Source organism: Janthinobacterium kumbetense, from assembly GCF_023703445.1.
Lineage (GTDB): Bacteria > Pseudomonadota > Gammaproteobacteria > Burkholderiales > Burkholderiaceae_D > Janthinobacterium > Janthinobacterium kumbetense.
Genome location: NZ_JAMQGR010000003.1, coordinates 305,033 through 331,883, shown reverse-complemented (window position 1 = coordinate 331,883; position 26,851 = coordinate 305,033). Strand labels below are relative to the sequence as shown.

Sequence of the window (26,851 nt, the reverse complement as noted above, 5' to 3'; positions counted from 1 at the left end):
ATGCAAAAACGTTCCCGCCCCCTGAAAACCCGCCTGCAAATACTGGGCCACTATGCCGTGCTGTGCGCGATCGCCGTCGTCTGCGTCTTCCCGTTCTGGTGGACCCTGGTGACGGCCATTTCCACGGAGGGCAATATCTTCGCCTTCCCGCCCACCTTCTGGCCGAAGGCGCCGTCCTTCGACAACTTCATCGAAGTGTTCAATGCGATCCCGATCTGGTCGTTCTTCAAGAACTCCGTGCTGATCGCCGTGTTCACCGTGTTCTGGAAACTGCTGCTGTGCTCACTGGCCGCGTATCCGCTGGCGCGCCTGAAATTCCGCGGCCGCAAACTGGTATTCGGCCTGATCCTGGCCACGCTGGTGCTGCCGTCGGAAGTGAACTTCCTCGTCAACTTCATCACCATCACGCAAATGAGCCTGGTCGACACCTACACGGGCGTGATCCTGCCCAACGTGGTGACGGCCGTGGCCATCCTGCTGCTCAAGCAGGCGTTCGAGGAAGTGCCGCAAGACCTGATCGACGCGGCCAGGGTCGATGGCGCCTCCGAATGGGTGATCTTCAGCCGCATCATGCTGCCGCTGATTACGCCATGGCTGGCCACCGTCGGCATCCTGACGGCCGTCGAATCGTGGAATGAATACATCTGGCCGTCGATCGTCATGAGCAAGCCCGATGAATTCCCCCTGTCGGTCGGCGTGCTGTACTTGCGCGGCACCTTCGGCAGCAGCACGCGCGTGATCGCGGCCGGCACCCTGATCACCATCGTGCCGACCCTGCTCGCCTTCCTGTTTACCCAACGCTTCTTCATGCGCGGCATGGACGGCGCAGTCAAATGAAAACGTCTCTCGATAAGGAAGCCTCCATGCACGACAAGCGCACCAACATTGGCAAACGCAGCCCGATTTCCTGGGTGCCGACCTTGTACTTCGCCCAGGGCCTGCCGTTCTACGCCGTGGCCCTGGTGGCCGGCCTGATGTTCAAGAGCATGGGCGTGCCGAACGACCAGATCGCCCGCTGGACGGGCCTGATCGGCTTTGCCTGGGTCTTCAAGTCGCTGTGGAGTCCCTTCCTGGAACTGGCGTCGAGCAAGAAGACCATGGTGGTGCTGTTCCAGTTCGCCGGTGGCCTGAGCCTGGGCCTGATCGCGCTGGCCCTGCAAACGCCGCTGTGGTTTGCCGCCTGCATCGCCGTGCTGTTCGTCGCCGCGCTGGCCTCGTCGACGCACGACATCGTCTGCGACGGCCTGTATATCGCCAGCCTGTCGGACAAGCAGCAGGCGGCTTACGCGGGCTGGCAAGGCGCCTTCTTCAACGCGGGCAAATTCATCTCGCTGGGCGGCCTGGTGATCCTGGCCGGCTACCTGGAGAAAAAAATCGGCATCAAGCCCGCATGGTCGGTGATCTTCCTGATCATCGGCGCCATGATGCTGTCGCTGGCCGCGTACCACCTGTGGGCGCTGCCGCAGGTGCGCAATGCGGCCGTGGCCGACAAGAGCGTGGCCGGCATCAGCCGCACCCTGTGGGACGTGCTGGTGGACTTCCTGAAAAAGCCTGGCATCTGGGGCATGATCGCCTTCATCATCCTGTTCCGCGCGGGCGAGGCGCAAGTGCAGACCATCGGCCCGCTGTTCCTGCGCGAAGCGCGCGAACTGGGGGGACTGGGCCTGTCGACGACGGAAGTGGGCGCCGTGTACGGCACGGCCGGCACCGTCGCATTCCTGCTGGGCAGCATCGGCGGCGGCTACTTCACGTCGTGGCTGGGCCTCAAGCGCGCCATGTTCTTCCTGATCCTGGCCATGAATTTGCCGAACCTGGTGTTCTATTACCTGAGCCACAGCATGCCCACCGATTTGACCCTGATCACGGCCGCGCTCAGCGTGGAGATGTTCGGCTATGGCTTCGGCTTCGTCGGCCTGATCCTGTTCATGATGCAGGTGGTCTCCGTCGGCAAGTACCAGACGGCCCACTATGCGTTCGCCACCGGCGTGATGCAGCTGGGTTTCGTGCTGTTCAAGATGATCAGCGGCGACATCCAGACGGCGCTCGGCTACAAGACCTTTTTCCTGTGGGTGCTGGTGTCGGCCGTGCCCGTATTGATCCTGTCGCGCTTCATGCGCATCGGACCGAAGGATGCCTCCGGCCAGACTGACACGGGCGCCGGCCAGCGCCAGCTAGGATAGAACCACTTCATGGCACATATCGCGTTAAAGAACATCGTCAAGCTGTACGACGACAAGCACCCGGTCATCCACGGCATCGACCTCGATATCCGCGACGGCGAATTCGTCGTCTTCGTGGGGCCGTCCGGTTGCGGTAAATCAACCCTGTTGCGCATGATCGCGGGGCTGGAAGACATCACGGACGGCGAGCTGCATATCGGCGGCAAGCTGGCCAACGATATCGCGCCGGCCGAGCGGGGCCTGGCCATGGTTTTCCAGAGCTACGCCCTGTACCCGCACATGACGGTATTCGAAAACATGGCCTTCGCCCTCTCGCTGGCGGGGCACAAGAAGGCCGAGGTGCGCGCCGCCGTCGAGCGCGCGGCCGAGATCCTGCAGATCACGCCGCTGTTGAAACGCAAGCCGAAGGATCTGTCGGGCGGCCAGCGCCAGCGCGTGGCCATCGGCCGCGCCATCGTGCGCAAGCCGCAGGTATTCCTGTTCGACGAACCGCTGTCGAACCTCGACGCCTCGCTGCGCGTGCAGATGCGCGTGGAAATCTCGCGCCTGCACCAGGAATTGAAAACGACCATGATCTACGTCACGCACGACCAGGTCGAGGCGATGACCCTGGGCGAGCGCATCGTCGTCTTCAACGGCGGGCGCATCGAGCAGGTGGGCAGTCCGCACGCGCTGTATAACAATCCCGGCAACCTGTTCGTGGCCGGCTTCCTCGGCGCGCCGAAGATGAACTTCATCGCCTGCACAGCCGTCGCCAGCGGCCCCGGTTCGGTGGCCGTGCGCCTGCCCGGCGGCGCCGTGATCGACGTCGAAGCGCAGGGCGGGAGCGTGGCGCCGGGCGACCAGCTGACCCTGGGCGTGCGCGCCGAGCACGTCGTCCTGCAGGACGGGGACGCTGCAGGCGAGAACGTCATCGACGCGGCCGTCAGCCATGTCGAATACCTGGGCGACGTGGCCATCGTTTACGCCAGCATGCCGGGCGTGACCGAGATGCTGGCCGTCAAGCTGCCGGCCGAGGAAGGCTTGCGCCAGGCGGGCGACGCCATGCGCCTGCATCTGCCGGCGCAGCGCTGCCTGCTGTTCGATGCCGCAGGGCAAGCCCTGGCGCGCACGTTTGCCGCACCCGCTCAGCCGTTTATGTGACAATAGCCGCTTCGTATCATGCCGCTTCTGTTTGACTTATGCAGGCAGACTGGCAGAATGTGTGTTTTTTCGAGCTTCCTTGCCCCTCTGGCAATGCCACTGCACGATGTTGCGGCTGCCAGTGCAGGTGCGTATTTTTGTTATTGATTGAAGGATAACCCATGTCCCAATTCCGTCTTGCCCGTCTTAGCCTGCTCCTGGCCGCCATCGGCCTGAATATCCTGCCATCCCTGTCGCACGCGCAGGATGCCAAGCCAGCCGCTGCCGCTGCCGCTCCGGCCGACTCGGTGCGCCCTGAAGTGTTCAAGCTGCTCGATCCGACCGCCGTGAAGGCATCGATGGATGCCAAGAATTACGCCGACGTGCAAAGCCGCATCGACCAGGCTGCCGCCATGCCGGCCCTGACGCCGTATGAAACGTTCGTGCTGAACCGCCTGCGCGTGGCGCTGGCCTCGACCACCAACAATGCGCCTATGGCCATGACGGCACTGGAAGCGGTGATCGAATCGGGCAAGCTGGACAAGAAATCGGAAGGCGACTTCATCCAGGCGCTGGCGAACTATCACTACAACGCCAAGGATTACCCGAACGCCATCAAATGGTTTACCCGTTACCAGACGGCAACGGGCGACGTAGCCTCCGTGCGTCCCTACATCATCCGCGCGTATTACTTCAGCAATGATTTCGCGCGCGCCAAGCAGGAACTGATGGCCGACGTGACGGCCAAGCAGCAAGCGGGCAAGACGCCGACCATCGAAGAACTGCAATTGCTGGCCAACACGGGTTCGAAGAGCAAGGATCCGGCCACCTACCTGATCGCCATGGAAAACCTGGTGCGCTACTACCCGTCGGATGACTACTGGAGCGACCTGCTGGGCCGCCTGCAAGGCAAGGCCGGTTACTCCGACCGCTTCGCGCTGGACGTGCTGCGCCTGCAATTCAAGGCCGTCGACACCATGCCGCCACAGGACTACAGCGACATGGCTGAAATCGCCTTGCAAAACGCCTTCCCGACGGAAGCGAAAAAAGTCATCGACGCCGGCTTTGCCAAAGGCGTGCTGGGCACGGGCGCGAATGCTGCCAAGCACAAGAAACTGCGCGACCAGGCCAACAAGGCTGCCGCCGACGATGCGAAAAACATCGCCAGCGGCGAAGCGTCGGCCATGAAGAGCAAGGATGGCACGGGCTTGATCAACCTGGGCTACGCCTTCGTGACGATGGACCAATTCGACAAAGGTATCGACCTGATCCAGAAAGGCATCGCCAAGGGCGGCCTGAAACGTGCTGAAGACGCCAAGCTGCGCCTTGGCTACTCCTACGCAATGGCCGGCAAGAAAGACGACGCCATCAAGGTCCTGGAAACGGTCAAGGGCGGCGACGGCGTGGGCGACCTGGCCCGCTACTGGATCCTGTGGCTGAACCGTCCTGCCACGGCAGCGGCGGCGGCACCGGCAGCAGCGGCACAGTAATTCCTGCGCCCTCAAGCAGACGCAAGGCAGTTCCCGGCTCAGGCCGGGGCTGCTTTTTTTTCGACCATCCACCCAAGAATGGGTATCGCCGCCCTGGCCACGCGGCATGGGCTGACGTCAAGTTTCAGACCTTGATATAGATCTTGCGCTTGTCCATCGCGTAGGCGATCAGCCAGCACAGCAACATGAAGCTGACGGCAAACAGCATGGATCCCACGCGCGCCGGCGCCCAGCCCGTAAACCACTGCTGGTACAGCCACTGGTACAGGTTGACGCTGCCGATGCGCACGGTAAACGCGACAATCACCAGCACTTCCGACACCAGGTAGATGAACAGGGTGTTCTTGCCGAAGACTTCAAAGAAGTAGGTCCAGCCCGTCATTTGACGCACGTCAATGATGAACATCAGCAGCGCCAGCAGCAGCAAGTCCAGGCCGATGCCCAGCATCACGTAAGAGCTGGTCCACAGCTTCTTGTTAATCGGAAACACTTCATTCCAGCACAAAGCCACCGCCACGCAAATGGCGCCGGCCACGGCCAGCTGATACAAGCTGGAGCGCAGCCGCGCCGGCGTCGCCTGGCGCAGGAAACTACCCGCCAGGTAACCGGCAATCACATTGACGATAGCCGGCAAGGTGCCGAGGATGCCTTCCGGATCGAAGGCGATGCCTTCGCCGTGGTACAAATGGCTGTCGCCCAGCAGGATCAGGTCCAGCCTGGCCGGCGCGTTGCCGTGCAAGCTGTAGTCGCCAAAGCATGCCAGGATGGCCCAGTAGCCGAGCAAGGCGCAGGCGCTGAAGGCCAGCGCGCCCCGCGTCTTCCAGTAATGCAGGATCAGCGCGGCGGCCAGGTAGCATACGGCGATGCGCTGCAGCACGCCGGGGATGCGCGTGTGCGACAGGGGCGACCAGGCGAACTGGCCCGCGTCGTCGATCTTGAAGAAGGGGAACCAGTACAGCAGGAAGCCCAGTAAAAAGATCAGCGCGCTGCGCTTGCACAGCTTGGCCAGCACGGCGCCATGGCCCAGGTTTTCATACTTGCCCAGCGCAAAGGCCAAGGCATTGCCGACGACAAACAAAAAGCTGGGAAAGACCAGGTCCGTCAGGGTAAAACCATGCCATTCGGCATGCAGGAACGGGGCATACACGCTGCCCCAGTCGCCAGGCGTATTGACGACGATCATCAGGGCCACGGTCAGGCCGCGCAAGACATCGAGAGCGAGGTAGCGTTGAGGTGCAATAGTCATAATGATGCCATATAAAAAGATAAATATTCGCCCGCTGCTGGCAGAAGGGCTGTACCGCTGAAGGCTGGGTACGACGTACTGGCAACCACCGATGGCGTAGCCTGCCACACGGTGACTGTTACTGAGTGGCAATAACAGAAACAACTCACCCACTCAGCAAAAAAGGCAAGGCCCTGATGCAGGGACTTGCCTTGAAAAGACCGAGGAAGGCCAGGCCCAGCACGTGTGCGCCAGGCCGGGTCGTCTTGCTTACAGCTTGGCGCGCAGGCCCAGGTAGAAGGTGCGGCCATTGCTGTAGAACGCGCGTGGCTGATCGCGGTTTTCAGCGTACATCTTGATGGTCGTGTTCGTCAGGTTAAGCGCATCGAACGTGACCGTGAAGTGTTCGTTGATCTTGTAGTTGAGCGAACCGGCCAGGCCGCCAGCGCCTTCGACGTGCTGGCTGGCGCCACGATCCACGCCCGCCTTGTAGGACGAACGGTAGTTGTAGGCCAGGCGAGCGCTGAGGGCATTGGCTTCGTAGAAGGCCGTCAGGTTATACGTGCTGCGCGATGCGTTGACCAGTTCATCACCGTTATCCAGCTTGCCGTCGGCATAGGTGTAGTTGGCCAAAATACCGAAGTCGCCGAACAGCGGTTGCTGGTAGCTGAACTCCGCGCCCTTGTTCTTGCCGCTGGTATTGAATGGCGACGTGATCTGGTACACGGCGTCGGTACCGCGCTTGCTATTGTAATAAGTCCCGCTAACAGTTCCATTGGATACGACGGACTTCAAATCCATGTAGAACAGGCCCACCGAGAATGCCGATTTTGGCGCAAAGTACCATTCTGCGCTAATCTCAGCGTTGTCCGACTTGACAGGGTCAAGCTTGACGTTTCCGCCGACACCGCTCAATGCATCGTCGTTCAGCGATACCGAACCACCGAGCGCGCTGTAATCAGGACGGGCGATGGTACGGGCAACGGCGCCGCGGATGACCAGATCGTTGCGCACATCGAATTTGATGTTGGCGCTAGGCAAGTAGTCATTATAGGTACGCTCAAACAAGTTCTGCGAGTACGGTTTCCAGTCGGAACCGACGATCGGGCCGCCGAGCTTGTTGACCAGGGTCGACTGCTTGGTCTGCACGGCACGCAGGCCGAAGTTACCGCTCCAGTTATCGCCCGTCAAATTGGCCATGGCATAGATGGCCGAGGTTTTTTCCTGCAGTTTGAATTCGTCTGTCCAGTTATGGCGTTGCACTGGATCGAGATTGCGGTTACCAGGGATCGCGGCCCAGGCGGCCAGTGCTGCACCGTCATACTTGAAGTAATTGCTCGACAGGTTGCCACCCAGATCCTTGCCGAAATCGCCAGGATACTGGGTACCATTCCAGACAGGGCCCGGATTGGAGATACCCAGAGGACCCGGTTTGGCATCAATCGGATGCTCGGCAGAACGCTTGTGATCGGTCAGGCGGCCGCCGAACTTGATCGAATCCCAGATGCCGGACGACAGGCGCAGTTCCGCGTCGATCTGGGCATATTTTTCCTGATCGACGGAACGCGATTCACCACCGCCGATCCATGCCGTCGAACCTGGCTTGGTGGTGGTGCCGCCCGGATAGGAAACGCTGGCCGGGCTCATGCCGTTCAATTGATACACCATGCCGCCATCGACGTTGTTCTGGTAGTAGACATCGTTGCGGTCATAGCCTAGGCCATGGGTCTTGCCCAGCTTGCCGGTCAGGGTCAGGTCCTTGGTGGCGCGGTACTTGAAGTTGAAATCGAGGTAGTACGATTCACCGCCAGCATCAGGACGGTAGATATTGTCGACTTCGCCCGCGTTCTTGGCGAAGGTCGCGCCTGTCATGGTGCCGTTCTTGACCGTGTAGTTGGTCGGTATCTGGCCGTTCGGCACGCCGTCTTTCGTACTGTTGATCGAGTTGGCGGGCGCGGCCAGCCAGTTCGTGTTTTGATGCGGCGCCTTCAGTTGCGAATAGAAGCCGTTCACGTCCAGGGTCAAGTCCTTGCTGGGCTTGAATTCGATATCGAATGCGCCGCCTTCGCGGGTTTTCTTTTGCTCGAACAGGGTGGCGCCGATAAAGGTCGGCACTTTCACGCCGGCCAGTTCAGGACGGGCCTTGGCCGCAACGCTGTCTGCGGCGATCGGCGTGTAGCCGAGGATTTCCTGGCCATCGCGGCGCACGGTCGATTTTTGCGAAAAGCCCTGCACCATGATGCCCAGGGTATTGGTGTCGTTCTTCCAGTTTACCAGGCCGGAGAACTGCGGGTCGGTCTTGCCGGCCAAGTCATTGTGGAAAGCCTGGATCGAACCTTCAGCCGTGATCTGGTTCTTGAATTCCAGCGGACGGCGGGTGATCACGTCGATCACGCCCGACACGCCGCCTTCAGGCAGGTCGGCCGTGGCGCTCTTGTGCACGACAACGGAACTCACCAGTTCCGATGGCAGCAGGGAGAAGCTGCTGCTGCGGCCGACGTTGCCGCCGAATTGGTTCAGCACGAACCAGTCGCCCGTGCTGATGGCGTGGCCGTTGAACAGGGTTTGCTGGAAACTGGGGCTGGTGCCGCGCAGGCTGACGCGGTCGTTTTCGCCGAAGCCGCCTTCACCACCGGCCGACGATTGGGTATTCACACCTGGCAGGCGCTGGATCGCGTCAGCCACGTTACGGTCAGGCATCTTGCCGATATCTTCGGCCGTCACCACTTCCACCACGGAATCCGCATTGCGTTTTTGCTTCAGCGACTTTTCCAGCGAGGCACGCACGCCGGTCACGGTGACGGTCGTCACGTCGTCGGCGGGTGCTTCTTGCGCCTGCGCCGAAAAAGCCAGACCAGCGACCATCACGGCAACGGCCGCGGCGATCGGCGTACGGCTACGCGATCCGGATTTCACGACGGCAGCTGCAGGTGTCAAATTGCGTTTCATGTACTCCCCCTTGATTTAGGCTCCAGGATTGGAACCTTTTCATTTTTAACGTAGGTCTTCTTTCCAGCCCGCCCACTCACGCCGGCATGCTGCAGACCCTTCGGCACAACCACTTACAAAACCAATTCAACGCCAATATACTACTATCCAATACCAGAACACTACCAGTTGCAACTTTTTTTTTATAACGTTGTTTGAATCACACAGACCACTTTATCTAAATCAATCCGTAGCCCGTATGCGCGGCTTAAATACGGGGGAAGCCAGGCATAAATTGTTGGCCTGATAATTCAAATTGGTTTTATAACGGCCTTTTTTGGTATTATCCAGCGACACAAAACAGATACAGAGCGCGTCTGCAACGCGCCGTAACGGAGACCCTCAGCGTATGACAACCCTCGCTCACATCATGCAAGGCCTGGGGCAGACGAGTAGCCTGCCCCTGTACCAGCAACTGCAGCGCGCGCTGCGCGAAGCGATCGACAAGCGCATCCTCGGCCCCGAGGAAGCCTTGCCGGCCGAACGCCAGCTGGCCAGCGACCTGTCCGTTTCGCGCATCACCGTGCGCAAGGCCATCGATGGCCTCGTCAACGAGGGCTTGCTGGTGCGGCGCCCCGGCTCGGGCAATTTCATCAATACGCGCATCGAGAAAAACTTCGCCAAGCTGACCTCGTTTTCCGAGGACATGCGCGCGCGCGGACGCACGCCCCGCAGCGTGTGGCTCAAGCGCGCAGAAGGCACCGTCACGCCGGAAGAAGCCTTGCGCCTGCGGCTGTCGCCGGGCGCGCCCGTGTACCGCTTCCACCGCATCCGCTATGCGGACGAGGTGCCGATGTGCCTGGAGTACGCGACCATCGTCGCCAGTTGCCTGCCGAACCTCGACGCCGTCGACGTGTCCATGTATGACGCGCTGGAACAGGCGGGCAACCGGCCCGTGCGCGCCTTGCAGCGCCTCAGCGCGCTTTTATTGACGGGGGAGCAGGCCAGCCTGCTGCAGGCGGAGGAAGGCGACGCGGGCTTGTCGGTGGAAAGGCTGGGCTTTTTGCGCGATGGCCGCGCCGTGGAATTTTGCCGCTCCTACTTCCGCGGCGATATGTATGACTTCGTGGCCGAATTAAGTACCAATTAATACCAGATAGCCGAATTTCTCAATACCAGATAACACCACTTATTGCAGTGCAATATATATGCCGGTATCGCGGCTATAATATGCACGGCAATGGTGCAGTAATCAACGGCGATTATGTGGCCGCCCGCGCAGAATATAAAAGAAGGCCGTGCAATACGGTTTTGCGCATTGCAACAAAACGGGGCGTTATGCGTCAAACGGCGGGCGTGGAGCGGCGGCCCACGCCCAGCAGGATCACGCTTAGCGCCACGCACAGCCAGCCGAACAGCGGCCCCAGCCAACCGGCCCAGGTGGCCACGGGCCGCGCTGCCGGCAGCGGCGCCAGCAAGGTGCTGCCCGGCATGGCGCTGCTGGCCCGCTCCGCCAGCAACTTCCCATACGCATCGCTGACCGTCAGCACGCCCTCGCGCGCCGCGCGCAGCACCGCATAACCGTTTTCCACGCCGCGCACCGCGGTCATGCGCGCCCCCATCCAGGCATCGACCTGGAAATCCCAGGCCGGCACCAGCATCGTTTGCGCGCCGGCCACACCGTATGCCCGCCCCAGGGGCGCAAAATGCATGTCCTTGCAAATGGCCAGCCCCATGGCGAACCCCGCCACCGGCTGCACGGCATACGCGCTGCCAGCAAGAAACTCGCGCTCGGGCGGCGCCAGATGATGTTTTTGATAGCTGACAGGCGCGGCGCCATCGGGCGCGAACAGCCAGGCCAGGTTGCGCCGGCCGGCAGCGTCCTGCACGCCGATACCCAGGATAATCCACGCGCCCGTGCTGCGCGCCAGCGCCTGGAAACGCTGCCGCACGGCGTCCGCCTGCGCAGGGGCCAGCACGGCTATCTTTTCCGGCAACAGCACCAGCGTGGCGCCCTGCCCGGCCAGTTGCCCGACATGGCGCGCGTACTGGTCCCAGACGGCTTGCGCGCGCGCGGGCGGCGTGGCCGGGCCGATAAAGTCATCGATGGCCACCAGCCCCGCCAGCGGCCCGCCAGGCGCCGGCGCGCCAGACATTCCCTGCACGCGCCAGGCGCCGCCGGCGAACGCGGCCGCCAGCAGCAGCGCGGCCGCGCCCGCCGCTGGCGCATATGCGCGGCCGCCCGCCAGCAGCAAGGCCAGCGCGGATGGCGCCAGGCACAGCAAGAACAACAGGCCAGGCACGCCCGCCAGGGCCGCCACCTGCAGGATGGCAAGATTATCCGCCTGCGAATACGCGAGGCTGCCCCAGTTACCATCGGGCAGCAAGGCCGCCATCGCCGTATCGATGGCCACCCACAGCACGGGATAGGCCAGCACCGTCCAGCCGGAGCGGTAGCGCAGCACGAGACGCCGCGTGGCCAGCACCACCAGCAGCCACAGCAGTGCCTTGACGAACATCACGGCCAGCACGGCCGGCAAGGGCATGAGCAGGCGAAAATAGGCAACGTTCGATGACAGACCCAGCAAGGCGGCCAAAAACGTCATCCAGGCCGCATCGCGGCGCGACGAACGCAGGGCCAGCCACAGCACGGGCAGCGGCGAGCACCAGGCCAACCAGCCCAGCGGCTGCGGCCCCAGCACCCAGTACAGGGGCAGGCCCGCCGCCAGCGCGGCGGCCGTTTGCAACAGGCGCTGGCGCAGCGCGGTGCCGCCGGCAGCCGGCGTAGTCAAGGTCGGGAACATGGTCATGCTTTCAAGGGAAGCCAGATTTCCACGCCGCCGCTGCCGCTGGCGGGATCGAAATGCTGGTCGTAGCGTTCAAAATCGGGCGCGTCGGCCACTTCCAGGCCGGATCGGGGCAGCCACTCGTTCCACACCGTGTGCCAGGTGGCGCGGATGGTGGAAATGTGACCGCGGTGATGAAACACGGCATAGCGCCGCGGGGCGATGCGCAGCCGCGTCCAGCCGTCGGGGGCCTGCGAAAAGTCATTCACGGGCATGGCGCACAGGTAATCGAAATTGCCCGCATCGTCATTGTTGCAGCACACGCCATACACGAGTTGGCCGGGCGCCGCATGGGGCAGGAAACGCTGCCACAGGGCGGGGATACCGGCAACCGTTTCTGCGCGATAACGTTCGACGAGGCCCGCCAGCAGCAAGGCGGGGCCCTGCTCGAAACGGGGTGCTTCCAGGGCCACGCCCGGCGCCACATCCAGTTTGATGGCCTCCACCAGCGCGAGGTTGGCGACATGGCGCTGGGTCCGCACCATTTCCGGCGTGCGCTGGAACTGCTCGCGGAAGGCCCGCGTAAATGCCTCGTGGGAACTGTAGCCAGCCTGCAGGGCGACGGCGAGGATGTCTTGCGCGCCCTGCGCCAGCGCGCGGGCCGCCTCGCTGAGCCGGCGCGCCCGCACATAGCGCATCACGGAATGGCCCGTGGCCAGGCCAAACGCGCGCGTCAGGTGACACGGCGAGGCGCCGCCCACGTGGGCGATGTCGCCGAGCGAGATATTCTCCGCATAATGCGATTCGATATACCAGAGTGCCTTGGCCAGATAGTGCATGGACGCTTCCCGTTGAACGAGCTGCGACTGTAGCATTTTCAGATCACGAGGATTTGACTGAAATTGCGCAATAGGGGCTTATTTTCGCGTGCGCTTTTCGTAAACCAGCTGGCCGCTGCTGATGCGCGCCAGCTCGGCCATTTCCTGGGCCAGGAAGGCGAGCAGGTCGTCGATGCTGACGACGCCGGAAAGCGCGCCCAGGCTGTTGACCACGGGCAGGCGGCGGATGCCGTTGACGCGCATGCGTTCGATGATGTCGTAGACGTCTTCGTCTTCGCTGGCCGTGAGCAGTTGCGCGCTCATGATGTCGCCCACCAGCAGGCTGGCGGGGTCGAGGCCCAGGGCGATGACGGAAATGACGATGTCGCGGTCGGTGAGGATGCCGATGGGGACGCGCTCGCCGTTCGGCTGTTCGGCCACGATCAGGTCGCCCACGTGGTGCTGGCGCATCAGCAGCGCCGCATCTTGCACGCTGGTGTCACGCTGGCAATGGATGGTGTGCAGGGTACAGATGTCGCCGATGCGCATGTCGCCACTCCGTTTGAGGCAGAGTGTCCACGCTACGCCAGCCCACCGTGGCGGGCTTGAGGCAAATCAATGGAGCGGTACTTACTTTTCTTCGGGGGGCGGCAGGAAGCAGGCTTCGACGATTTGCAGGTCGTTATCCTTGGCAAATTCGCGCACGAAGTGAAACGCCATCGGCTCGATCTCGCGCAACTTCGTGTTGACGACCACCGACTTGACGCCATTGACGACGGTCGGGCGCACGTAGGGCGAATACTGGAGGTGCGCATTGCGCCCGCCGCCTTCGGGATTGAAACAGGACATCACTCCGCAAAGGCGCTCGGCCCAATCGCTGGGTCGGAATTGCTTGCCATTGCTGGTGAGACCAAGGATGAAGAACTCGTCTGAGAGTTCCCCTGTTTTTTGAGATAACTCGGCCATGTGGCTTGTCGGGACTGGATTGCGTGAATGGCCCCGGCGGGTAAGCCGGGCTGGTAATTCAACTACGTTTGCTGCGGTAAGCCAGTATTATATCTTATAGAAGACTTGGGTTCTACCTCGATCTGCCCTGACGATGCAAACAGGGGCCGGCACGCGTAACGCGCCAGCCCCTATTTTAACCTTGTTCCACGCGCCAGGCGCATGGATGGCGCGTGTGCGCCCGCGTCAGCCGAGGAAAACAGCGCCCGACATCAACAGCAGCAACAGCATCCACAACAGCAAGGCGCGCCAGACGAGGCCCACCGTGCTCTGCAAGGCGCGTGCGCCCGGCTCTTCGCCCGGCAGGATATCGCTTTCGCTGTCGCTGTCGTCGACGGCCATGTCCGGCGTGACGACCACGCGGGCCGCCGTTTCCGCCGGCGTGCCCAGGCGCACGCCCATGGCGCCGCCGCCGGCCGTCAGGATGATGCCGATGGCCTCGTCCTGCCAGCGCTGGGCGAAATTGCGCCAGGCGTAGATGGCATCCTCGAAATTGCCGACCACGGCAAACGCCACGGCCGTCAGGCGCACGGGAATCCAGTCGATCAGGTAAAAGGCGCGCGCGGCGAACTGGCCGAACGCTTCATTGCGCATGTGCTCGGGCTCGTTCCAGGCGCGCGCCAGGTACTCGGCCACGCGGTACATCACGGCGCAGGCAGGGCCCAGCGGCATGAGGAACCAGAAGAACACGCCAAACACATTGCGATGCGTGGTGATCAGGGCTTTTTCCACGGCGATGCGGGCGATTTCGCTCGCTTCCATGCCTACCGTGTCGAGCTTGGTCCACTCGGCCAGCAAGGTCCGCGCGGACGCCTCGTCGCCGGCGCTCAGGGCCAGCTGGATCGACGTGAAGTAATGGCTGTAATGACGAAAACCCAGGGTCAGGTAGACGATGAGGACATTCCAGACGAAGGCCAGGGGGGTCAGCTGGTAATGCCGCAAGAGCCAGTACACGCCGGCCGTCGGCACCATCAGCACGCCGATCATGAGGAACCAGCCCATGCGGCCGTGGTTGGCATGGCCGGCATTGAACCAGGTCTCCATGCGCATTGCCAGGCTCTTGATTTCGGCGTAGATCGGATTGTCCGCGCGCAAAGGTTTGAGCTGCTCGATCAGCAATGCGCAAAGTATGGAGAGAAATGTCATCAATGGTCCTTTTTGTCTTTTTCAGCAATACCGCAATGCCCGCTACGATAGCGCAGTGCAGTGCTGGAATCAAACTTATTACGTGCGGGGTGCCATTTTACGCGCGCAAGAGGTGAAACAGATTGCGCAGCATGCCGGCGGTGGCGCCCCAAATGTAGAAGCGCTCGTAGGGCATGGCGTAGAACGAGCGCCGTCCGCCGGGCAATTCCACCGACAGGCGCTGGTGGTTGAGGCCATCCATGAGGAAGGCCAGCGGCACTTCAAAGATTTCCGCCACTTCCGACGGGTCGGCGCGCAACTCGAACGGCGGCATCACCAGGCCCACCACGGGCGTGACCTGGTAGCCGGTGCCCGTCAGGTAGTCGGGCAGGCAGCCCAGCACTTCAATGTGTTCGCGCGCCAGGCCCACTTCTTCTTCCGTTTCGCGCAGGGCCGTGGCCACGGGCGAACCGTCAAACGGTTCGCTGCGCCCGCCAGGAAAGCTGACCTGGCCCGCATGGCTGCTCAGGTGGCCCGTGCGCATGGTCAGCAAGATGGTCAAGCCCTGTGGCCGTTGCACCAGCGGAATGAGCACGGCGGCGCGCACGGGCACGGCGCGGACGGACAGGAAATCCTGGGTAATCTCGGGTTGCCAGTCGGGCTGTTCGGCCAGGCGCCGGCGCAGCCAGTCCGGCGTCAGGCGTTCGGCGTCCAGCGCCGCCTCGCCGGCGATCGAATCGATGGCGAGTTGTTTGGGATCAAATGCGACGGTGGCCATGGCAGCTTGCCTCAATAGCAATTCAGAATAAAAAAGGGGCGCCGAGAGGCACCCCTTTTCCCAACGCAGACGCTGATATTACGCGCTTGCTTTCGCCACAACGCGGCGATTTGGCAATTTTTCTTTGATACGCGCCGATTTACCCGAACGCTCACGCAGATAGTACAGCTTGGCGCGGCGAACATCACCACGGCGTTTCACTTCGATCGAAGCGATCAGCGGCGAGTACAGTTGGAACGTACGCTCAACGCCTTCGCCGGACGAGATCTTGCGAACGATGAAGTTCGAGTTCAGGCCACGGTTACGACGGGAGATAACGACGCCTTCGTAAGCCTGGGCGCGCTTGCGCGTGCCTTCGACTACGTTGACGCTGACGATAACGGTATCGCCTGGTGCGAAGTCAGGAATCGATTTACCCAGACGGGCGATCTCTTCTTGCTCTAATTGTTGAATCAAGTCCATTTTTATAACTCCGAAAACCATCATGCCGGCGCACTGTGGATAGCGTGCTATCCGCCCGGTAGAGGATGGGTATTACCAATTTGGGCAACATGCCCGGCACTGCAAAGCCACCCTGCTGGCCGTCCGAGGACGGTTTACAGGCTGGCCAGGAATTTTTCGTCGGTCTTGCTGAGCAAGCCGGCGGCGCGCGCACTGACCAGCAGGTCAGGCCGCTTTGTCGCGGTCGCTTCCAGCATGCGCTGGCGGCGCCACTTGACGATCTCGGCATGATTGCCACCCATCAAGACGGGCGGCACGGCCATGCCTTCATAGCTTTCCGGCCGCGTGTAGTGCGGCGAATCGAGCAAGCCATTGACGAAGCTGTCCTCGATGGCCGATGCCTCGGTGTTCAAGACACCCGGCAACAGGCGGATCACCGCATCCATCAGCGCCATGGCGGGCAGCTCGCCGCCCGACAGGACGAAGTCGCCGACGCTGATTTCTTCGTCGACGCAACGGTCCAGCAAACGCTGGTCCACGGCTTCATAGCGGCCGCACAGGATCACCAAACCGGGTTCGGCTTTCAACTGCGTGACGCGCTCGTGCGTCAGCGGACGGCCTTGCGGCGACATGAACACCACGCGGGGCGCCGCCAGGCCGAGATCGGACTGACGTTGCTTCGCGGCATTAATTGTCGCTTCGAGGGGACGGGCCATCATCACCATGCCAGGGCCGCCGCCATACGGGCGGTCATCCACGGTACGGTGATTGTCGGTGGTGAAATCGCGGGGATTCCACAGCGACAAGCCACATTTCCCCTGCTCGAAGGCGCGCCGGGTCACACCCGACTGCGTCAGCGCGGCAAACATTTCCGGGAACAGGGTCACGACATCAAATTGCATCGCTCACCATCCTGCAAAGTTTGCCCGGCGCAAAGTTAAGCGCAGGCGGTTTAATAATCGAGGCCCCAGTCGACCGTGATCTTGCTGGCAGCCTTGTCAACGTTAATGACAAACTGGCCAACAAACGGGATCAGGCGCTCAGGCGCCTTTTCAACGGTCTCATCGGCAGTGGCGACGGGCGTAACGCGCAAGATCGACTGCGGACCATTGCTCATCATGTCGTGCACTGTGCCGAGGCACTCGCCTTGCAAATTCTCGACTGTCAGTCCGATCAGATCGGACCAATAAAATTCATCGGCCGACAGCGTCGGGAAATGGCTACGCGGAATTTGCACAGAGACGCCTTTCAGCGCTTCTGCGGCATCCCGCCCGACCACACCCACCAGCTGGGCCACGACGTCGCCGCCGTGTAACTTCGCTTGCCTGACTTGAACATCATGCAAGGTCGGTTTATCAAACCACCAGGTTTTGACGCTTAATAATGCATCCGCGTCGTCGGAGAAAGGAGTAATCCTGACCCCGCCAGCAATGCCATAAGCACCGGAGACATAGCCTACCTGTACCAGGTCATCGGGGACTTTCACCCCGGATGCAGTCTTGACCGTCAAACCAGTGATCTAATTAAGCTGCTGCTTTGTTGTTGCTAGCTACCAAGCGAGCAACGGTTGGCGACAATTGTGCGCCAACGCCTTGCCAGTAGGCCAGACGGTCTGCGGTGATACGCAGTGGAACTTCGCCACCTTGCGCCATCGGGTTGTAAAAACCGATACGCTCAATGAAGCGACCATCGCGGCGATTGCGCGAATCAGTAGCGACGATGTTGAAGAACGGGCGCTTCTTGGCGCCTCCACGAGCTAAACGAATAACGACCATAATATTTCCAAAAAGTGTGCTGAGGCGGAAAAAGCCGCAAATTATAGCGCGCTTTACCGCCAGGCAGCAAGCGTTATGATGACGGGCGTGTAATTTGGGCTAATCAAACATTATGACCAGTCATGGCCGAAGACGCAATAGGCGCGTGCGTCTATCGTGCCTGCCATGCCACGTCCAGGCGTTGATATTGCGCGACAGCATCGCCTGAACGCCGCCTGAAAGTGCTATCGTTGCGGCAAGCAATGACCGATACTGGCAATCTTTACCGATGAGCAACTCTGGAGTCCCATGACCACCGCTACCATTTTGCAACAGTCGCACAAGAACAAGGCCTTCACGACACTGCTGGCCTTCCTGCTGGGCATGCTGGGCGCCCACCGCTTCTACCTGCACGGCGCCAAGGACCGCTGGGGCTGGCTGCACCTGGCCGCCCTGCCCGCCTCGCTGCTGCTGCGCCAACTGTTTCCCGAAGCGGACTGGTTTTACCAGATATTGCCGCTGACCCTGTCCGCCCTGGGCGGCTTCCTGGAAGCGCTGGTTCTGGGTCTGATGCCGGACGACAAGTGGGACGCGCGCTACAACGCCTCCTCCAGCCGCCAGTCGGACACGGGCTGGCCCCTGGCCGTGGTGCTGGTCGCTACCTTGATGCTAGGCGCGGGCGTGCTGATCGCCACCATGGCGCGCCTGTTCGACTTGCTGTATACAGGCGGCGCCTACGGTTAATTTCCACCCGGAAATAGCATCGGATCGCGCCTGCCGCACGCACATGTAAGTGTTGGTAAGCAATCATGATTTTCCTCTATACTGCATTCACAATGCCGACATTACTGGCACATTCAACACCCCCTAGGAGAAGATCATGATTCGTCGCCCACTCATCCTCGCAGTCGCCGTCACGGCCCTGTTCAGCACCTCCGCCTTCGCGCAAAACCTGTCGCCGAAAGCGCAATACGCGTACGACACCAAGCAAGCCAACACGCGCTATGCGGACGACAAGAAACTGTGCGCAGAAGAAACCAGCTCGAAAGCCCGCATGCAATGCCTGCGCGACGCCAAGGGCGAATACGACCAGGCCATCATCAACGCCAAGGCCGCGCAAAAGGCGGGCAACTCGTATGCGGGCCAGAACAGCAAACCAGCCCAGCAACAGATCTGCGCCGAGTGCGGCAAGGTGCTGGCAGTCAACGTCGCTGAAAAAGCGGGCGAAGGCGGCGCGCTGGGCATGATCGGCGGCGGCGTGGCCGGCGCCCTGCTGGGCCGCCAGGTCGGTGGCGGACGCGGCAAGGACCTGGCCACCCTGGCCGGCGCCGCCGGCGGCGCTTTCGCGGGCAAGCAAGTCGAAGGCCACATGAAAAACAGCAAGGTGTGGACCGTTACCGTGCAGTACGAAACGGGCGCCAAGGCTGACTTCGCATTCGACCAGGACCCTGGCCTGGCCGCTGGCGACCTCGTACGCAACTCGGGCAACGGCATTGCCCGACGTTAAGAACGCAGAATAAATCTGGGGTCAGACCCGGCGGGTCTGACCCCGGCATTTGTCTTTGGGGTTAAAAAAAGCGCTGGAGAGTGATCTCCAGCGCTTTTTTGCATTCAGCCAGCTTGCGCCGGCCAAGTTTCAACTTAAAACTGCTCTTCCGACAAGGCCATCACGCCGGCGCTGCCATCGATGATGGTGGCGCGCAAGCCTGGCGCTTGCGACAGGATGTGGTCGGCAAAGAAGCGTGCCGTGGCGATCTTTGCCTTGTAGAACGAAGCGTCGCCGCTGCCCTCTCCCAGCTTTTGCTGCGCCACCACGGCCGCGCGCGCCATTTGCCAGCCGCCCAGCACGATGCCGGCCAGTTTCAAATACGGCACGCTGCCCGCGAACACGGCCTTGATGTCCGTCTTCATGTTCGCCACCACATACTCGACTACCGCTTCGAGGGCCGCGCTGCCTTCGGCCAGGTGGCGCTGCATGGCCTGGAAGTCGGCGCCGGACAGTTCGCCCAGCTGGGCTTCCGTGGCGCGCACCTGGGCGATGATGGCTTTCGCCACGGCGCCGCCATCGCGCACCGTCTTGCGGCCCACGAGGTCGTTCGCCTGGATGGCCGTCGTGCCTTCGTAAATGGTGAGAATCTTGGCGTCGCGGTAATGCTGGGCGGCGCCTGTTTCTTCAATGAAACCCATGCCGCCATGCACTTGCACGCCGTCGCGCGTGACGTCTTGCGACATTTCCGTCGCCCAACCCTTAATGACGGGCACCAGGTATTCATACGTCGCCAGGCTTTCCGCGCGCACTTCCGCGTCCGGATGGTGGTGCGCCACGTCGCTGATGGCCGCGCCCACGTAGGCCAGCGCGCGCGCCGCCTCCGTTTGCGAGCGCATCGACATCAGCATGCGGCGCACGTCCGGGTGGTGGATGATGGAGACGGGACCAGGCGAACCGGCCAGGTCGCGCGACTGCACGCGGTCCTTGGCGAACGCCACGGCTTGCTGGTAGGCGCGCTCGGCCAGGCCGATGCCTTGCAAGCCCACGCCGAAGCGGGCCGCGTTCATCATGATGAACATGTATTCGAGGCCGCGGTTTTCCTCGCCCACCAGGGTGCCGATGGCGCCGCCGTGGTCGCCGAATTGCAATACGGCCGTCGGGCTGGCCTTGATGCCCAGCTTGTGCTCGATGGACACGCAATGGGCGTCGTTGCGCGCGCCCAGGCTGCCGTCAAGATTGACGAGGAATTTCGGCACGATGAACAGCGAAATACCTTTCACGCCGGCGGGCGCGTCCGGCGTGCGGGCCAGCACCAGGTGGACGATGTTTTCCGCCATGTCGTGCTCGCCGTACGTGATGAAAATCTTCGTGCCGAAGACTTTATACGTGCCATCGTCCTGCGGCACGGCGCGCGTGCGCACGGCGGCCAGGTCGGACCCGGCTTGCGGCTCCGTCAGGTTCATCGTGCCCGTCCACTTGCCCGACACCAGGTTTTCCAGATACACCGCTTTTTGCTCGTCGCTGCCGGCCGTCAGCAGCGCTTCGATGGCGCCGTCCGACAGCAGGGCCACCAGGGCGAACGAGATGCTGGCCGAGTTGAGCATTTCGATGCAGGGCGTGGCCAGCAGCTTGGGCAAGCCCTGGCCGCCGAATTCCGTCGGATGCTGCACGCCCTGCCAGCCCGCTTCGCCATACGCCTTGAACGCTTCCTTGAAGCCTTTCGACGTCGTGACCTGCCCGTCGTGCCAAAAGCTCGGTTCCTTGTCGCTGGGGCCGTTCAAGGGGGCCACCACGCCGCCGCAGAACTTGGCATTCTCTTCCAGCACGGCTTCGGCCGTGTCGGGCGTGGCGTCTTCGCAGCCGGGTAAAGTGTGGATTTCGGCCAGGCCGGCCAGTTCGTTCATCACGAACAACATGTCTTTCAGCGGGGCTTGATAGCTCATCTTCTTTTCTCCAAGAAAAAAGCCACGCGCGGCTCGCCGTGTGGGGCGGGCCGGCGTGGCTTTGTCAGTAACAAAACCGGAAGGGGTGTGACTTAACCCAGTTCTTTGACCAGTTGCGGCACGATCTCGAACAGATCGCCCACGATGCCGTAGTCGGCCACGGCAAAGATCGGCGCTTCCGGATCCTTGTTGATGGCGACGATGGTCTTCGAATCTTTCATGCCGGCCAGATGCTGGATCGCGCCCGAGATACCGACGGCGATGTACAGCGATGGCGCGACGATCTTGCCTGTCTGGCCCACTTGCCAGTCGTTCGGCACGAAGCCGGCGTCGACGGCGGCGCGCGAAGCACCCATGGCGGCGCCCAGCTTGTCGGCCAGCGGTTCCAGGATGTGGAAGTTTTCCGCCGAACCCATGCCACGGCCGCCCGACACGATGATTTTCGCGGCGGTCAGTTCAGGACGGTCGGACTTGGCCAGTTCGCGGCCCACGAAGGCGGACTTGCCCGCGTCGGCGACGGCGGCAACGGTTTCCGTGGCAGCCGAACCGCCGGTGGCGGCAGCGGCGTCGAAACCGGTGGTGCGCACGGTGATGACCTTGACCTTGTCGCCAGATTGCACGGTGGCAATGGCGTTACCGGCGTAGATCGGGCGCTCGAAGGTGTCCGGCGAATCGACCTTGGTGATTTCCGAGATTTGCGCCACGTCCAGCTTGGCGGCCACGCGCGGCAGGATGTTCTTGCCGTAGGCGGTGGCTGGCGCCAGGATGTGGCTGTAGTTGCCGGCGATGGCCAGCACTTGCTCGGCCACGTTTTCGGCCAGGCCGTCGGCAAAATATGGCGCGTCGGCGACGATGACTTTCGTCACGCCGGCGATTTGCGCGGCGGCAGCGGCGGCGGCCGATGCGTTCGAGCCTGCGACGAGCACGTGCACGTCGCCGCCGCACTGGGCAGCCGCGGTCACGGTGTGGTGGGTGCTGCCCTTTAAGGTAGCGTTGTCGTGTTCAGCAATAACTAATGCGACCATGATATGTCCTGTAATTGTTCTGGGTAGACGGCAAAGCCGCTTAGATGACTTTGGCTTCGGTACGCAGCTTGGCGACCAGGGTAGCAACGTCCGGGACCTTGATGCCGGCCGAGCGCTTGGCTGGCTCGACGACTTTCAGGGTCTTCAGGCGTGGCGCAACATCGACGCCCAGGTCTTCCGGCTTGACGGTCTCGAGCGGCTTTTTCTTTGCCTTCATGATGTTCGGCAAGGTCACATAGCGTGGCTCGTTCAGGCGCAGGTCGGTGGTGATGATCGCTGGCAAGGTCAATGCCAGGGTTTCCAGGCCGCCGTCGACTTCGCGCGTGACGGTGACTTTACCGTCTTCCAGCACGACTTTCGAGGCGAACGTGGCTTGCGGCCAACCCAGCAGGGCTGCCAGCATCTGGCCGGTCTGGTTGCTGTCGTCGTCGATGGCTTGCTTGCCCAGGATGATCAGTTGCGGCTGCTCTTTCTCGGCCAGGGACTTGACCAGCTTGGCCACGGCCAGCGGTTCCAGTTCAGTCGTCGTTTCCACCAGGATGCCGCGGTCGGCGCCGATGGCCATGGCCGTGCGCAGGGTTTCCTGGCACTGCGTCACGCCGCAGGAGATGGCGACCACTTCAGTGACCTTGCCGGCTTCTTTCAGGCGCATCGCTTCTTCCAGCGCGATCTCATCGAAAGGGTTCATCGACATTTTGACGTTGGCGGTATCGACGCCAGTGCCGTCACTCTTGACGCGGACTTTGACGTTATAGTCGACCACGCGTTTGACGGGTACCAAGACTTTCATAGCTATGCCTTTGGGAAATTATAAAAATGACGGATCAAGTGCTGATTGTGCGTTCGATTATAAGAGAAATTTGAATCTTGAACCGAATTTAAGCACGATCGTGCGATTTTTTGTTAGAGCAATCCATCTAAACTGTCCAGCTTTGACGATTTCAGGGGAGTCCGCCGCTACGCTGCAAGGCAGCAAAAGGGCATGAAAGTGACGCACACGGCAGGGTATTCACCAGGCCGCGCCACGGCGGCCCCGGCTGGCAGAATTATTTGCGTTGCATCAGGAAGACGAATTCGGTACCCGTCTGCACATGCGACAGCAGGGCATTGCCCGTTTGCTTGGCAAAAGCCTGGAAGTCGCGCACGGAACCGGGATCGGTTGCCATGATGCGCAGCACTTCCCCGCTCTGCAGCTCTGACAAAGCCTTTTTCGCCTTCAGAATCGGCAAGGGGCAATTCAAGCCCCGCGCGTCGAGTTCTTTATGAAATTCCATAATCTCGGTATCAAGTAGTGTGTCGCTCATCATCAATATCCCGCCATTTTTGTTGTACTGATTTTCGACATACTACTCTAAATCAGGGGCATTGACGCGCTGCACCAAAATAGTTCATCGGCTGTTGTGGTGTCACAACGAGATTCCACACGGCAAAACGGCCCGCAAACACCGTCTGCGGGCCGTTTTCAAGGGGCTGTGGGGCGAAAACCCCGCATGGAGCCTAGCTTACGCCTTATTTCGCGCGTTCGCCGACCCAGGCCGGCACGCCGGCCAGGGCGTTCGCCAGGCCGCTCGGATCGGTGCCGCCCGCTTGCGCCATATCGGGGCGTCCGCCGCCTTTTCCGCCCACTTGCTGTGCAACGAAGTTCACCAGCTCGCCCGCTTTGACCTTGCCAGTCGCGTCGGCCGTGACGCCGGCGATCAGGCTGACCTTGCCGTCGGCCACGCTGGCCAGCACGATGGCGGCCGTTTTCAGCTTGTCCTTCAGCTTGTCCATGGTTTCGCGCAAGCGGGCCACGTCGGCGCCGTCCAGCACGGCTGCGAGCACCTTGATGCCGTTGACATCGACGGCTTGCGTGACCAGTTCATCGCCCTGGCCCGACGCCAGTTTCGATTTCAGCGCGGCCAGTTCCTTCTCCAGCGCCTTCACGTGGTCCTGCACCTGGCCGATGCGGGCAGTCAGCTCTTCCGGCTGCGCCTTCAGGGCATTGGCTGCCTCGACCAGGCGGCGGTTGATGGTTTGCACCAGCGCCAGCGCGCCTTCGCCCGTCACGGCTTCCACGCGGCGGATGCCGGCGGCCACGCCGCTTTCGGCGATGATCTTGAACAAGCCGATGTCGCCCGTGCGCTGCACGTGGACACCGCCGCACAGCTCTTTCGAGCTGCCGATGTCGAGCACGCGCACTTCGTCGCCGTATTTCTCGCCGAACAGGGCCATCGCGCCATGCTTGACGGCATCGTCAAACGACATCAGGTGCGCTTGCGTGGCGCGGTTTTCCAGGATCTCTTTATTGACAATGGTTTCCACGGCGGCGATTTGCTCCGCCGTCATCGGCGCATTGTGGCTGAAGTCGAAACGGGTTTTATCGGGGTCGACCAGCGAACCCTTTTGCGCCACGTGGCTGCCCAGCACTTCGCGCAAGGCCTTGTGCATCAAGTGCGTGGCCGAGTGGTTGCGGATGGTGCGCGCGCGCTTGGCCGTGTCGACTTGCGCCGAGACGGCGTCGCCCACCTTCAGCGCGCCCGATTCCAGCACGCCGTGGTGGCCGAAGACGTCAGCCTGGATTTTCAGGGTGTCGCTGACGGCAAAGCTGCCCGCGCCCGAGGAAATCACGCCCTGGTCGCCCACCTGGCCACCCGATTCCGCGTAGAACGGCGTGGTGTCGAGCACGACGATGCCCGCTTCACCGGCTTTCAGTTCAGCTACCTGCGTGCCGGCTGCATACAGCGCGACGACTTTGCTGCTGAACGTCAATTGATCGTAGCCGACGAAGGTGTTTTTCTCGCCCGTGTACTCAACCTTGCTGTCCTTGTGCGTCTTGCCGCCCTTGCGCGACAGTTCCTGGCTTTCCTTCAGGGCCGCGTCGTAGCCGGCCTGGTCGAACGTGATGTCGCGTTCGCGGCAGATGTCCGCCGTCAAGTCCGGCGGGAAGCCGTAGGTTTCATACAGGGTGAAGGCGGTGGCGCCGTCGATGCCCGTGGCATCCTTGGCCAGCTGCGCTTCCAGCACTTTCATGCCCGTTTCCAGGGTCTCGCCGAAACGCTCTTCCTCGGCTTTCAGCATGTTGGCGACGTTGTCCTTCGCTTCTTCCAGCTCCGGATAGGCACCGCCCATCTCGATGGCGAGGTCGGCCACCAGCTTGTAGAAGAATGGTTTCGTCTGGCCCAGCTTGTGGCCATGGCGCAAGGCGCGGCGGATGATGCGGCGCAACACATACGCGCGGCCTTCGCTGCCCGGGATGATGCCGTCGACGATCATGAAGGCGGCGGCGCGGATGTGGTCGGCGATCACGCGCAGCGACTTGTTTTCCAGGTCCGTGGCGCCCGTTTCGCGCGCGGCAGCCTTGATCAGGTGCTGGAACAGGTCGATTTCATAGTTCGAATGCACGTGCTGCAGCACGGCAGCCAGGCGCTCCATGCCCATGCCCGTGTCGACGCATGGCTTCGGCAACTTGTGCATGACGCCCGCTTCATCGCGGTTGAACTGCATGAACACCAGGTTCCAGATTTCAATGAAGCGGTCGCCGTCTTCGTCAGGCGAGCCCGGCGGGCCGCCAGGAATGTCGGCGCCGTGGTCGTAGAAGATTTCCGTGCATGGGCCGCATGGGCCCGTGTCCGCCATCTGCCAGAAATTGTCCGACGCGTAGCGCGAGCCCTTGTTGTCGCCGATGCGGATGATGCGCTCGGTTGGCACGCCAATTTCTTTCGCCCAGATATCGTACGCTTCGTCATCTTCGATGTACACGGTGACGGTCAGCTTATCGGCCGGCAAGCCATATACCTTGGTCAGCAATTCCCACGCGTATTGAATCGCGTCGCGCTTGAAATAGTCGCCGAAGCTGAAGTTGCCCAGCATTTCAAAGAAGGTGTGGTGGCGCGCCGTGTAGCCGACGTTTTCCAGGTCGTTGTGCTTGCCGCCGGCGCGCACGCAGCGCTGCACGGAAGTGGCACGCGTGTACGGACGGCTGTCCGTGCCCGTAAACACATCCTTGAATTGCACCATGCCGCTGTTCGTCAACAGCAAGGTCGGATCGTTGCCTGGCACCAGGGAGCTGGAACGGACGATGGAATGGCCCTTGGACTCGAAAAATTTGAGGAACTTGTCGCGGATTTCAGTTGATTTCATGTTTTTTTGGCAAAGAGTGGCGGCAGCTTTAAAGGGAAGATTATACGTGATATGGGGTGCGGCAATGACGGCGGGCCAGGGCATTGTTGCGCCCGTGCCAACATCGACAACCTGCCCGCTCAGGCCGGGTCGTGGTGGCTGGCGCAGGCGTGCGGTGCAGGTGTGGCCTTGACCGCGGAGCCTGTGGCGCCGGCGGCCGCATTGCAGTCGGCGCAGCGGCCGTACAGGGTCAGTTCGTGGCGCTCGACGACAAAGCCTTGCGGCGCCATGCGCTTCAAGTCGCCCGGGCAATCATGCACGTCGAACACGCGCTGGCACGTGGTGCACTGGAAATGGTGGTGGTGGTGATTGGCGGCCGTGTTCGACTCATAGCGCGGATTTTCACCCGGCAAAGTCACCACGTGCACCTTTTCTTCCAGCACCAGCGATTTCAAGTTGCGGTAAACGGTGGCGATGCCCAGCTGCGTCACCTGCAAGCTGGCCTGTTCGAGGATTTCCTGCGCCGACAAGGGGCGCTGGGCCGACTCGATGGCGGCTTGAATAGCGGTTTTTTGACGTGTTGTGCGTTCCATAGCCGACAGAATACACCATCCGCCTGACTCCCCTGCCCGGAAAAACTG

25 protein-coding genes are annotated in these 26,851 nt (G+C 61.7%); 7 read left to right on the top strand and 18 right to left on the bottom strand.

The features are described 5' to 3' along the window. From NCG91_RS12355 to NCG91_RS12340, 4 genes are all read left to right on the top strand, one after another. Window positions 1–837 carry a carbohydrate ABC transporter permease gene (locus NCG91_RS12355; protein ID WP_251349902.1) on the top strand — a complete coding sequence of 279 codons (837 nt, stop codon included), beginning with the start codon at window positions 1–3 and terminating at the stop codon, window positions 835–837. A gap of 26 nt (window positions 838–863) precedes the next feature. Further along, complete coding sequence (locus NCG91_RS12350) at window positions 864–2,180, top strand: MFS transporter (protein ID WP_251349901.1); 1,317 nt, start codon at window positions 864–866, stop codon at window positions 2,178–2,180. A 9-nt stretch (window positions 2,181–2,189) separates the two neighbouring features. Then, a complete protein-coding gene (locus NCG91_RS12345; protein WP_251349900.1) occupies window positions 2,190–3,323 on the top strand; it encodes an ABC transporter ATP-binding protein in 1,134 nt (377 codons plus the stop codon). A gap of 161 nt (window positions 3,324–3,484) precedes the next feature. Then, entirely contained in the window at window positions 3,485–4,792 is a 1,308-nt protein-coding gene (locus tag NCG91_RS12340) for a tetratricopeptide repeat protein (protein ID WP_251349899.1), read from the top strand. A 124-nt stretch (window positions 4,793–4,916) separates the two neighbouring features. Here the strand turns inward: NCG91_RS12340 and NCG91_RS12335 are convergent, their stop codons facing one another. Together NCG91_RS12335 and NCG91_RS12330 are read right to left on the bottom strand one after the other, a co-directional pair. Next, complete coding sequence (locus tag NCG91_RS12335; protein ID WP_251349898.1) at window positions 4,917–6,038, bottom strand: acyltransferase family protein; 1,122 nt, start codon at window positions 6,036–6,038, stop codon at window positions 4,917–4,919. A 249-nt stretch (window positions 6,039–6,287) separates the two neighbouring features. Then, entirely contained in the window at window positions 6,288–8,966 is a 2,679-nt protein-coding gene (locus NCG91_RS12330; protein WP_251349897.1) for a TonB-dependent receptor, read from the bottom strand. Between the two features lie 388 nt (window positions 8,967–9,354). On the opposite strand from NCG91_RS12330, the gene NCG91_RS12325 reads away from it, so the two are divergent. Beyond that, complete coding sequence (locus NCG91_RS12325) at window positions 9,355–10,095, top strand: GntR family transcriptional regulator (protein ID WP_099665206.1); 741 nt, start codon at window positions 9,355–9,357, stop codon at window positions 10,093–10,095. 193 nt (window positions 10,096–10,288) lie between these two features. On the opposite strand, the gene NCG91_RS12320 is transcribed toward NCG91_RS12325, so the two are convergent. The 10 genes from NCG91_RS12320 to rpsP form a co-directional block, all read right to left on the bottom strand. Further along, complete coding sequence (locus NCG91_RS12320) at window positions 10,289–11,755, bottom strand: carbon-nitrogen hydrolase family protein (protein WP_251349896.1); 1,467 nt, start codon at window positions 11,753–11,755, stop codon at window positions 10,289–10,291. Then, the gene (locus tag NCG91_RS12315) at window positions 11,752–12,570 is read right to left on the bottom strand and encodes an AraC family transcriptional regulator (protein WP_251349895.1); all 819 of its coding nucleotides are present in this window, start codon (window positions 12,568–12,570) and stop codon (window positions 11,752–11,754) included. Before NCG91_RS12315 ends, NCG91_RS12320 begins: the two co-directional genes overlap by 4 nt. Window positions 12,571–12,648: 78 nt before the next feature. Then, window positions 12,649–13,098 (bottom strand): CBS domain-containing protein, encoded by a 450-nt coding sequence (locus NCG91_RS12310; RefSeq protein WP_035825422.1) that lies wholly within the window; start codon window positions 13,096–13,098, stop codon window positions 12,649–12,651. 81 nt (window positions 13,099–13,179) lie between these two features. Further along, window positions 13,180–13,515: a DUF3579 domain-containing protein gene (locus tag NCG91_RS12305; protein ID WP_029496213.1), complete on the bottom strand. Its 336-nt coding sequence runs from the start codon at window positions 13,513–13,515 to the stop codon at window positions 13,180–13,182. Between the two features lie 225 nt (window positions 13,516–13,740). Beyond that, window positions 13,741–14,700 carry a CobD/CbiB family protein gene (locus tag NCG91_RS12300; RefSeq protein WP_099665209.1) on the bottom strand — a complete coding sequence of 320 codons (960 nt, stop codon included), beginning with the start codon at window positions 14,698–14,700 and terminating at the stop codon, window positions 13,741–13,743. A gap of 97 nt (window positions 14,701–14,797) precedes the next feature. Further along, window positions 14,798–15,457, bottom strand: coding sequence for a CoA pyrophosphatase (locus tag NCG91_RS12295; protein ID WP_251349894.1), 660 nt, complete (start codon window positions 15,455–15,457; stop codon window positions 14,798–14,800). 78 nt (window positions 15,458–15,535) lie between these two features. Then, window positions 15,536–15,919, bottom strand: a complete 384-nt coding sequence (gene rplS / locus NCG91_RS12290) for a 50S ribosomal protein L19 (protein ID WP_035825414.1) — start codon at window positions 15,917–15,919, stop codon at window positions 15,536–15,538. Window positions 15,920–16,053: 134 nt separating this feature from the next. Then, the gene (trmD, locus tag NCG91_RS12285) at window positions 16,054–16,800 is read right to left on the bottom strand and encodes a tRNA (guanosine(37)-N1)-methyltransferase TrmD (RefSeq protein WP_251349893.1); all 747 of its coding nucleotides are present in this window, start codon (window positions 16,798–16,800) and stop codon (window positions 16,054–16,056) included. A 50-nt stretch (window positions 16,801–16,850) separates the two neighbouring features. Continuing rightward, complete coding sequence (gene rimM, locus NCG91_RS12280; RefSeq protein ID WP_077400554.1) at window positions 16,851–17,408, bottom strand: ribosome maturation factor RimM; 558 nt, start codon at window positions 17,406–17,408, stop codon at window positions 16,851–16,853. Between the two features lie 13 nt (window positions 17,409–17,421). Further along, the gene (rpsP, locus tag NCG91_RS12275) at window positions 17,422–17,673 is read right to left on the bottom strand and encodes a 30S ribosomal protein S16 (protein ID WP_010395524.1); all 252 of its coding nucleotides are present in this window, start codon (window positions 17,671–17,673) and stop codon (window positions 17,422–17,424) included. A 288-nt stretch (window positions 17,674–17,961) separates the two neighbouring features. Between rpsP and NCG91_RS12270 the strand changes: the two genes are divergently transcribed. Further along, on the top strand, window positions 17,962–18,396 hold the full coding sequence (locus NCG91_RS12270; protein WP_099665212.1) for an NINE protein: 435 nt from the start codon (window positions 17,962–17,964) through the stop codon (window positions 18,394–18,396). Window positions 18,397–18,532: 136 nt separating this feature from the next. Next, entirely contained in the window at window positions 18,533–19,159 is a 627-nt protein-coding gene (locus NCG91_RS12265; RefSeq protein WP_099665213.1) for a glycine zipper 2TM domain-containing protein, read from the top strand. Between the two features lie 134 nt (window positions 19,160–19,293). Here the strand turns inward: NCG91_RS12265 and NCG91_RS12260 are convergent, their stop codons facing one another. The 6 genes from NCG91_RS12260 to NCG91_RS12235 all read right to left on the bottom strand — a co-directional run bounded on the left by NCG91_RS12260 (window position 19,294) and on the right by NCG91_RS12235 (window position 26,803). Further along, a complete protein-coding gene (locus NCG91_RS12260; RefSeq protein WP_251349892.1) occupies window positions 19,294–21,084 on the bottom strand; it encodes an acyl-CoA dehydrogenase in 1,791 nt (596 codons plus the stop codon). Between the two features lie 92 nt (window positions 21,085–21,176). After that, on the bottom strand, window positions 21,177–22,109 hold the full coding sequence (locus NCG91_RS12255) for an electron transfer flavoprotein subunit alpha/FixB family protein (RefSeq protein WP_077400542.1): 933 nt from the start codon (window positions 22,107–22,109) through the stop codon (window positions 21,177–21,179). Between the two features lie 40 nt (window positions 22,110–22,149). After that, a complete protein-coding gene (locus tag NCG91_RS12250) occupies window positions 22,150–22,899 on the bottom strand; it encodes an electron transfer flavoprotein subunit beta/FixA family protein (protein ID WP_034759884.1) in 750 nt (249 codons plus the stop codon). A 256-nt stretch (window positions 22,900–23,155) separates the two neighbouring features. Further along, window positions 23,156–23,383 carry a sulfurtransferase TusA family protein gene (locus NCG91_RS12245; protein WP_010395510.1) on the bottom strand — a complete coding sequence of 76 codons (228 nt, stop codon included), beginning with the start codon at window positions 23,381–23,383 and terminating at the stop codon, window positions 23,156–23,158. Window positions 23,384–23,618: 235 nt separating this feature from the next. Beyond that, complete coding sequence (gene alaS, locus NCG91_RS12240; RefSeq protein ID WP_251349891.1) at window positions 23,619–26,231, bottom strand: alanine--tRNA ligase; 2,613 nt, start codon at window positions 26,229–26,231, stop codon at window positions 23,619–23,621. Between the two features lie 119 nt (window positions 26,232–26,350). Beyond that, window positions 26,351–26,803: a Fur family transcriptional regulator gene (locus NCG91_RS12235; protein WP_251349890.1), complete on the bottom strand. Its 453-nt coding sequence runs from the start codon at window positions 26,801–26,803 to the stop codon at window positions 26,351–26,353. Window positions 26,804–26,851 lie beyond the last annotated feature (48 nt).

Bases quoted from the DNA above. Each gene is read 5' to 3' on its own strand.
- NCG91_RS12355 (WP_251349902.1), top strand. From the start codon at position 1: ATGCAAAAACGTTCCCGCCCCCTGAAAACCCGCCTGCAAATACTGGGC.
- NCG91_RS12350 (WP_251349901.1), top strand. From the start codon at position 864: ATGCACGACAAGCGCACCAACATTGGCAAACGCAGCCCGATTTCCTGG.
- NCG91_RS12345 (WP_251349900.1), top strand. From the start codon at position 2,190: ATGGCACATATCGCGTTAAAGAACATCGTCAAGCTGTACGACGACAAG.
- NCG91_RS12340 (WP_251349899.1), top strand. From the start codon at position 3,485: ATGTCCCAATTCCGTCTTGCCCGTCTTAGCCTGCTCCTGGCCGCCATC.
- NCG91_RS12335 (WP_251349898.1), bottom strand. From the start codon at position 6,038: ATGACTATTGCACCTCAACGCTACCTCGCTCTCGATGTCTTGCGCGGC.
- NCG91_RS12330 (WP_251349897.1), bottom strand. From the start codon at position 8,966: ATGAAACGCAATTTGACACCTGCAGCTGCCGTCGTGAAATCCGGATCG.
- NCG91_RS12325 (WP_099665206.1), top strand. From the start codon at position 9,355: ATGACAACCCTCGCTCACATCATGCAAGGCCTGGGGCAGACGAGTAGC.
- NCG91_RS12320 (WP_251349896.1), bottom strand. From the start codon at position 11,755: ATGACCATGTTCCCGACCTTGACTACGCCGGCTGCCGGCGGCACCGCG.
- NCG91_RS12315 (WP_251349895.1), bottom strand. From the start codon at position 12,570: ATGCACTATCTGGCCAAGGCACTCTGGTATATCGAATCGCATTATGCG.
- NCG91_RS12310 (WP_035825422.1), bottom strand. From the start codon at position 13,098: ATGCGCATCGGCGACATCTGTACCCTGCACACCATCCATTGCCAGCGT.
- NCG91_RS12305 (WP_029496213.1), bottom strand. From the start codon at position 13,515: ATGGCCGAGTTATCTCAAAAAACAGGGGAACTCTCAGACGAGTTCTTC.
- NCG91_RS12300 (WP_099665209.1), bottom strand. From the start codon at position 14,700: ATGACATTTCTCTCCATACTTTGCGCATTGCTGATCGAGCAGCTCAAA.
- NCG91_RS12295 (WP_251349894.1), bottom strand. From the start codon at position 15,457: ATGGCCACCGTCGCATTTGATCCCAAACAACTCGCCATCGATTCGATC.
- rplS (WP_035825414.1), bottom strand. From the start codon at position 15,919: ATGGACTTGATTCAACAATTAGAGCAAGAAGAGATCGCCCGTCTGGGT.
- trmD (WP_251349893.1), bottom strand. From the start codon at position 16,800: ATGCAATTTGATGTCGTGACCCTGTTCCCGGAAATGTTTGCCGCGCTG.
- rpsP (WP_010395524.1), bottom strand. From the start codon at position 17,673: ATGGTCGTTATTCGTTTAGCTCGTGGAGGCGCCAAGAAGCGCCCGTTC.
- NCG91_RS12270 (WP_099665212.1), top strand. From the start codon at position 17,962: ATGACCACCGCTACCATTTTGCAACAGTCGCACAAGAACAAGGCCTTC.
- NCG91_RS12265 (WP_099665213.1), top strand. From the start codon at position 18,533: ATGATTCGTCGCCCACTCATCCTCGCAGTCGCCGTCACGGCCCTGTTC.
- NCG91_RS12260 (WP_251349892.1), bottom strand. From the start codon at position 21,084: ATGAGCTATCAAGCCCCGCTGAAAGACATGTTGTTCGTGATGAACGAA.
- NCG91_RS12255 (WP_077400542.1), bottom strand. From the start codon at position 22,109: ATGGTCGCATTAGTTATTGCTGAACACGACAACGCTACCTTAAAGGGC.
- NCG91_RS12250 (WP_034759884.1), bottom strand. From the start codon at position 22,899: ATGAAAGTCTTGGTACCCGTCAAACGCGTGGTCGACTATAACGTCAAA.
- NCG91_RS12245 (WP_010395510.1), bottom strand. From the start codon at position 23,383: ATGGAATTTCATAAAGAACTCGACGCGCGGGGCTTGAATTGCCCCTTG.
- alaS (WP_251349891.1), bottom strand. From the start codon at position 26,231: ATGAAATCAACTGAAATCCGCGACAAGTTCCTCAAATTTTTCGAGTCC.
- NCG91_RS12235 (WP_251349890.1), bottom strand. From the start codon at position 26,803: ATGGAACGCACAACACGTCAAAAAACCGCTATTCAAGCCGCCATCGAG.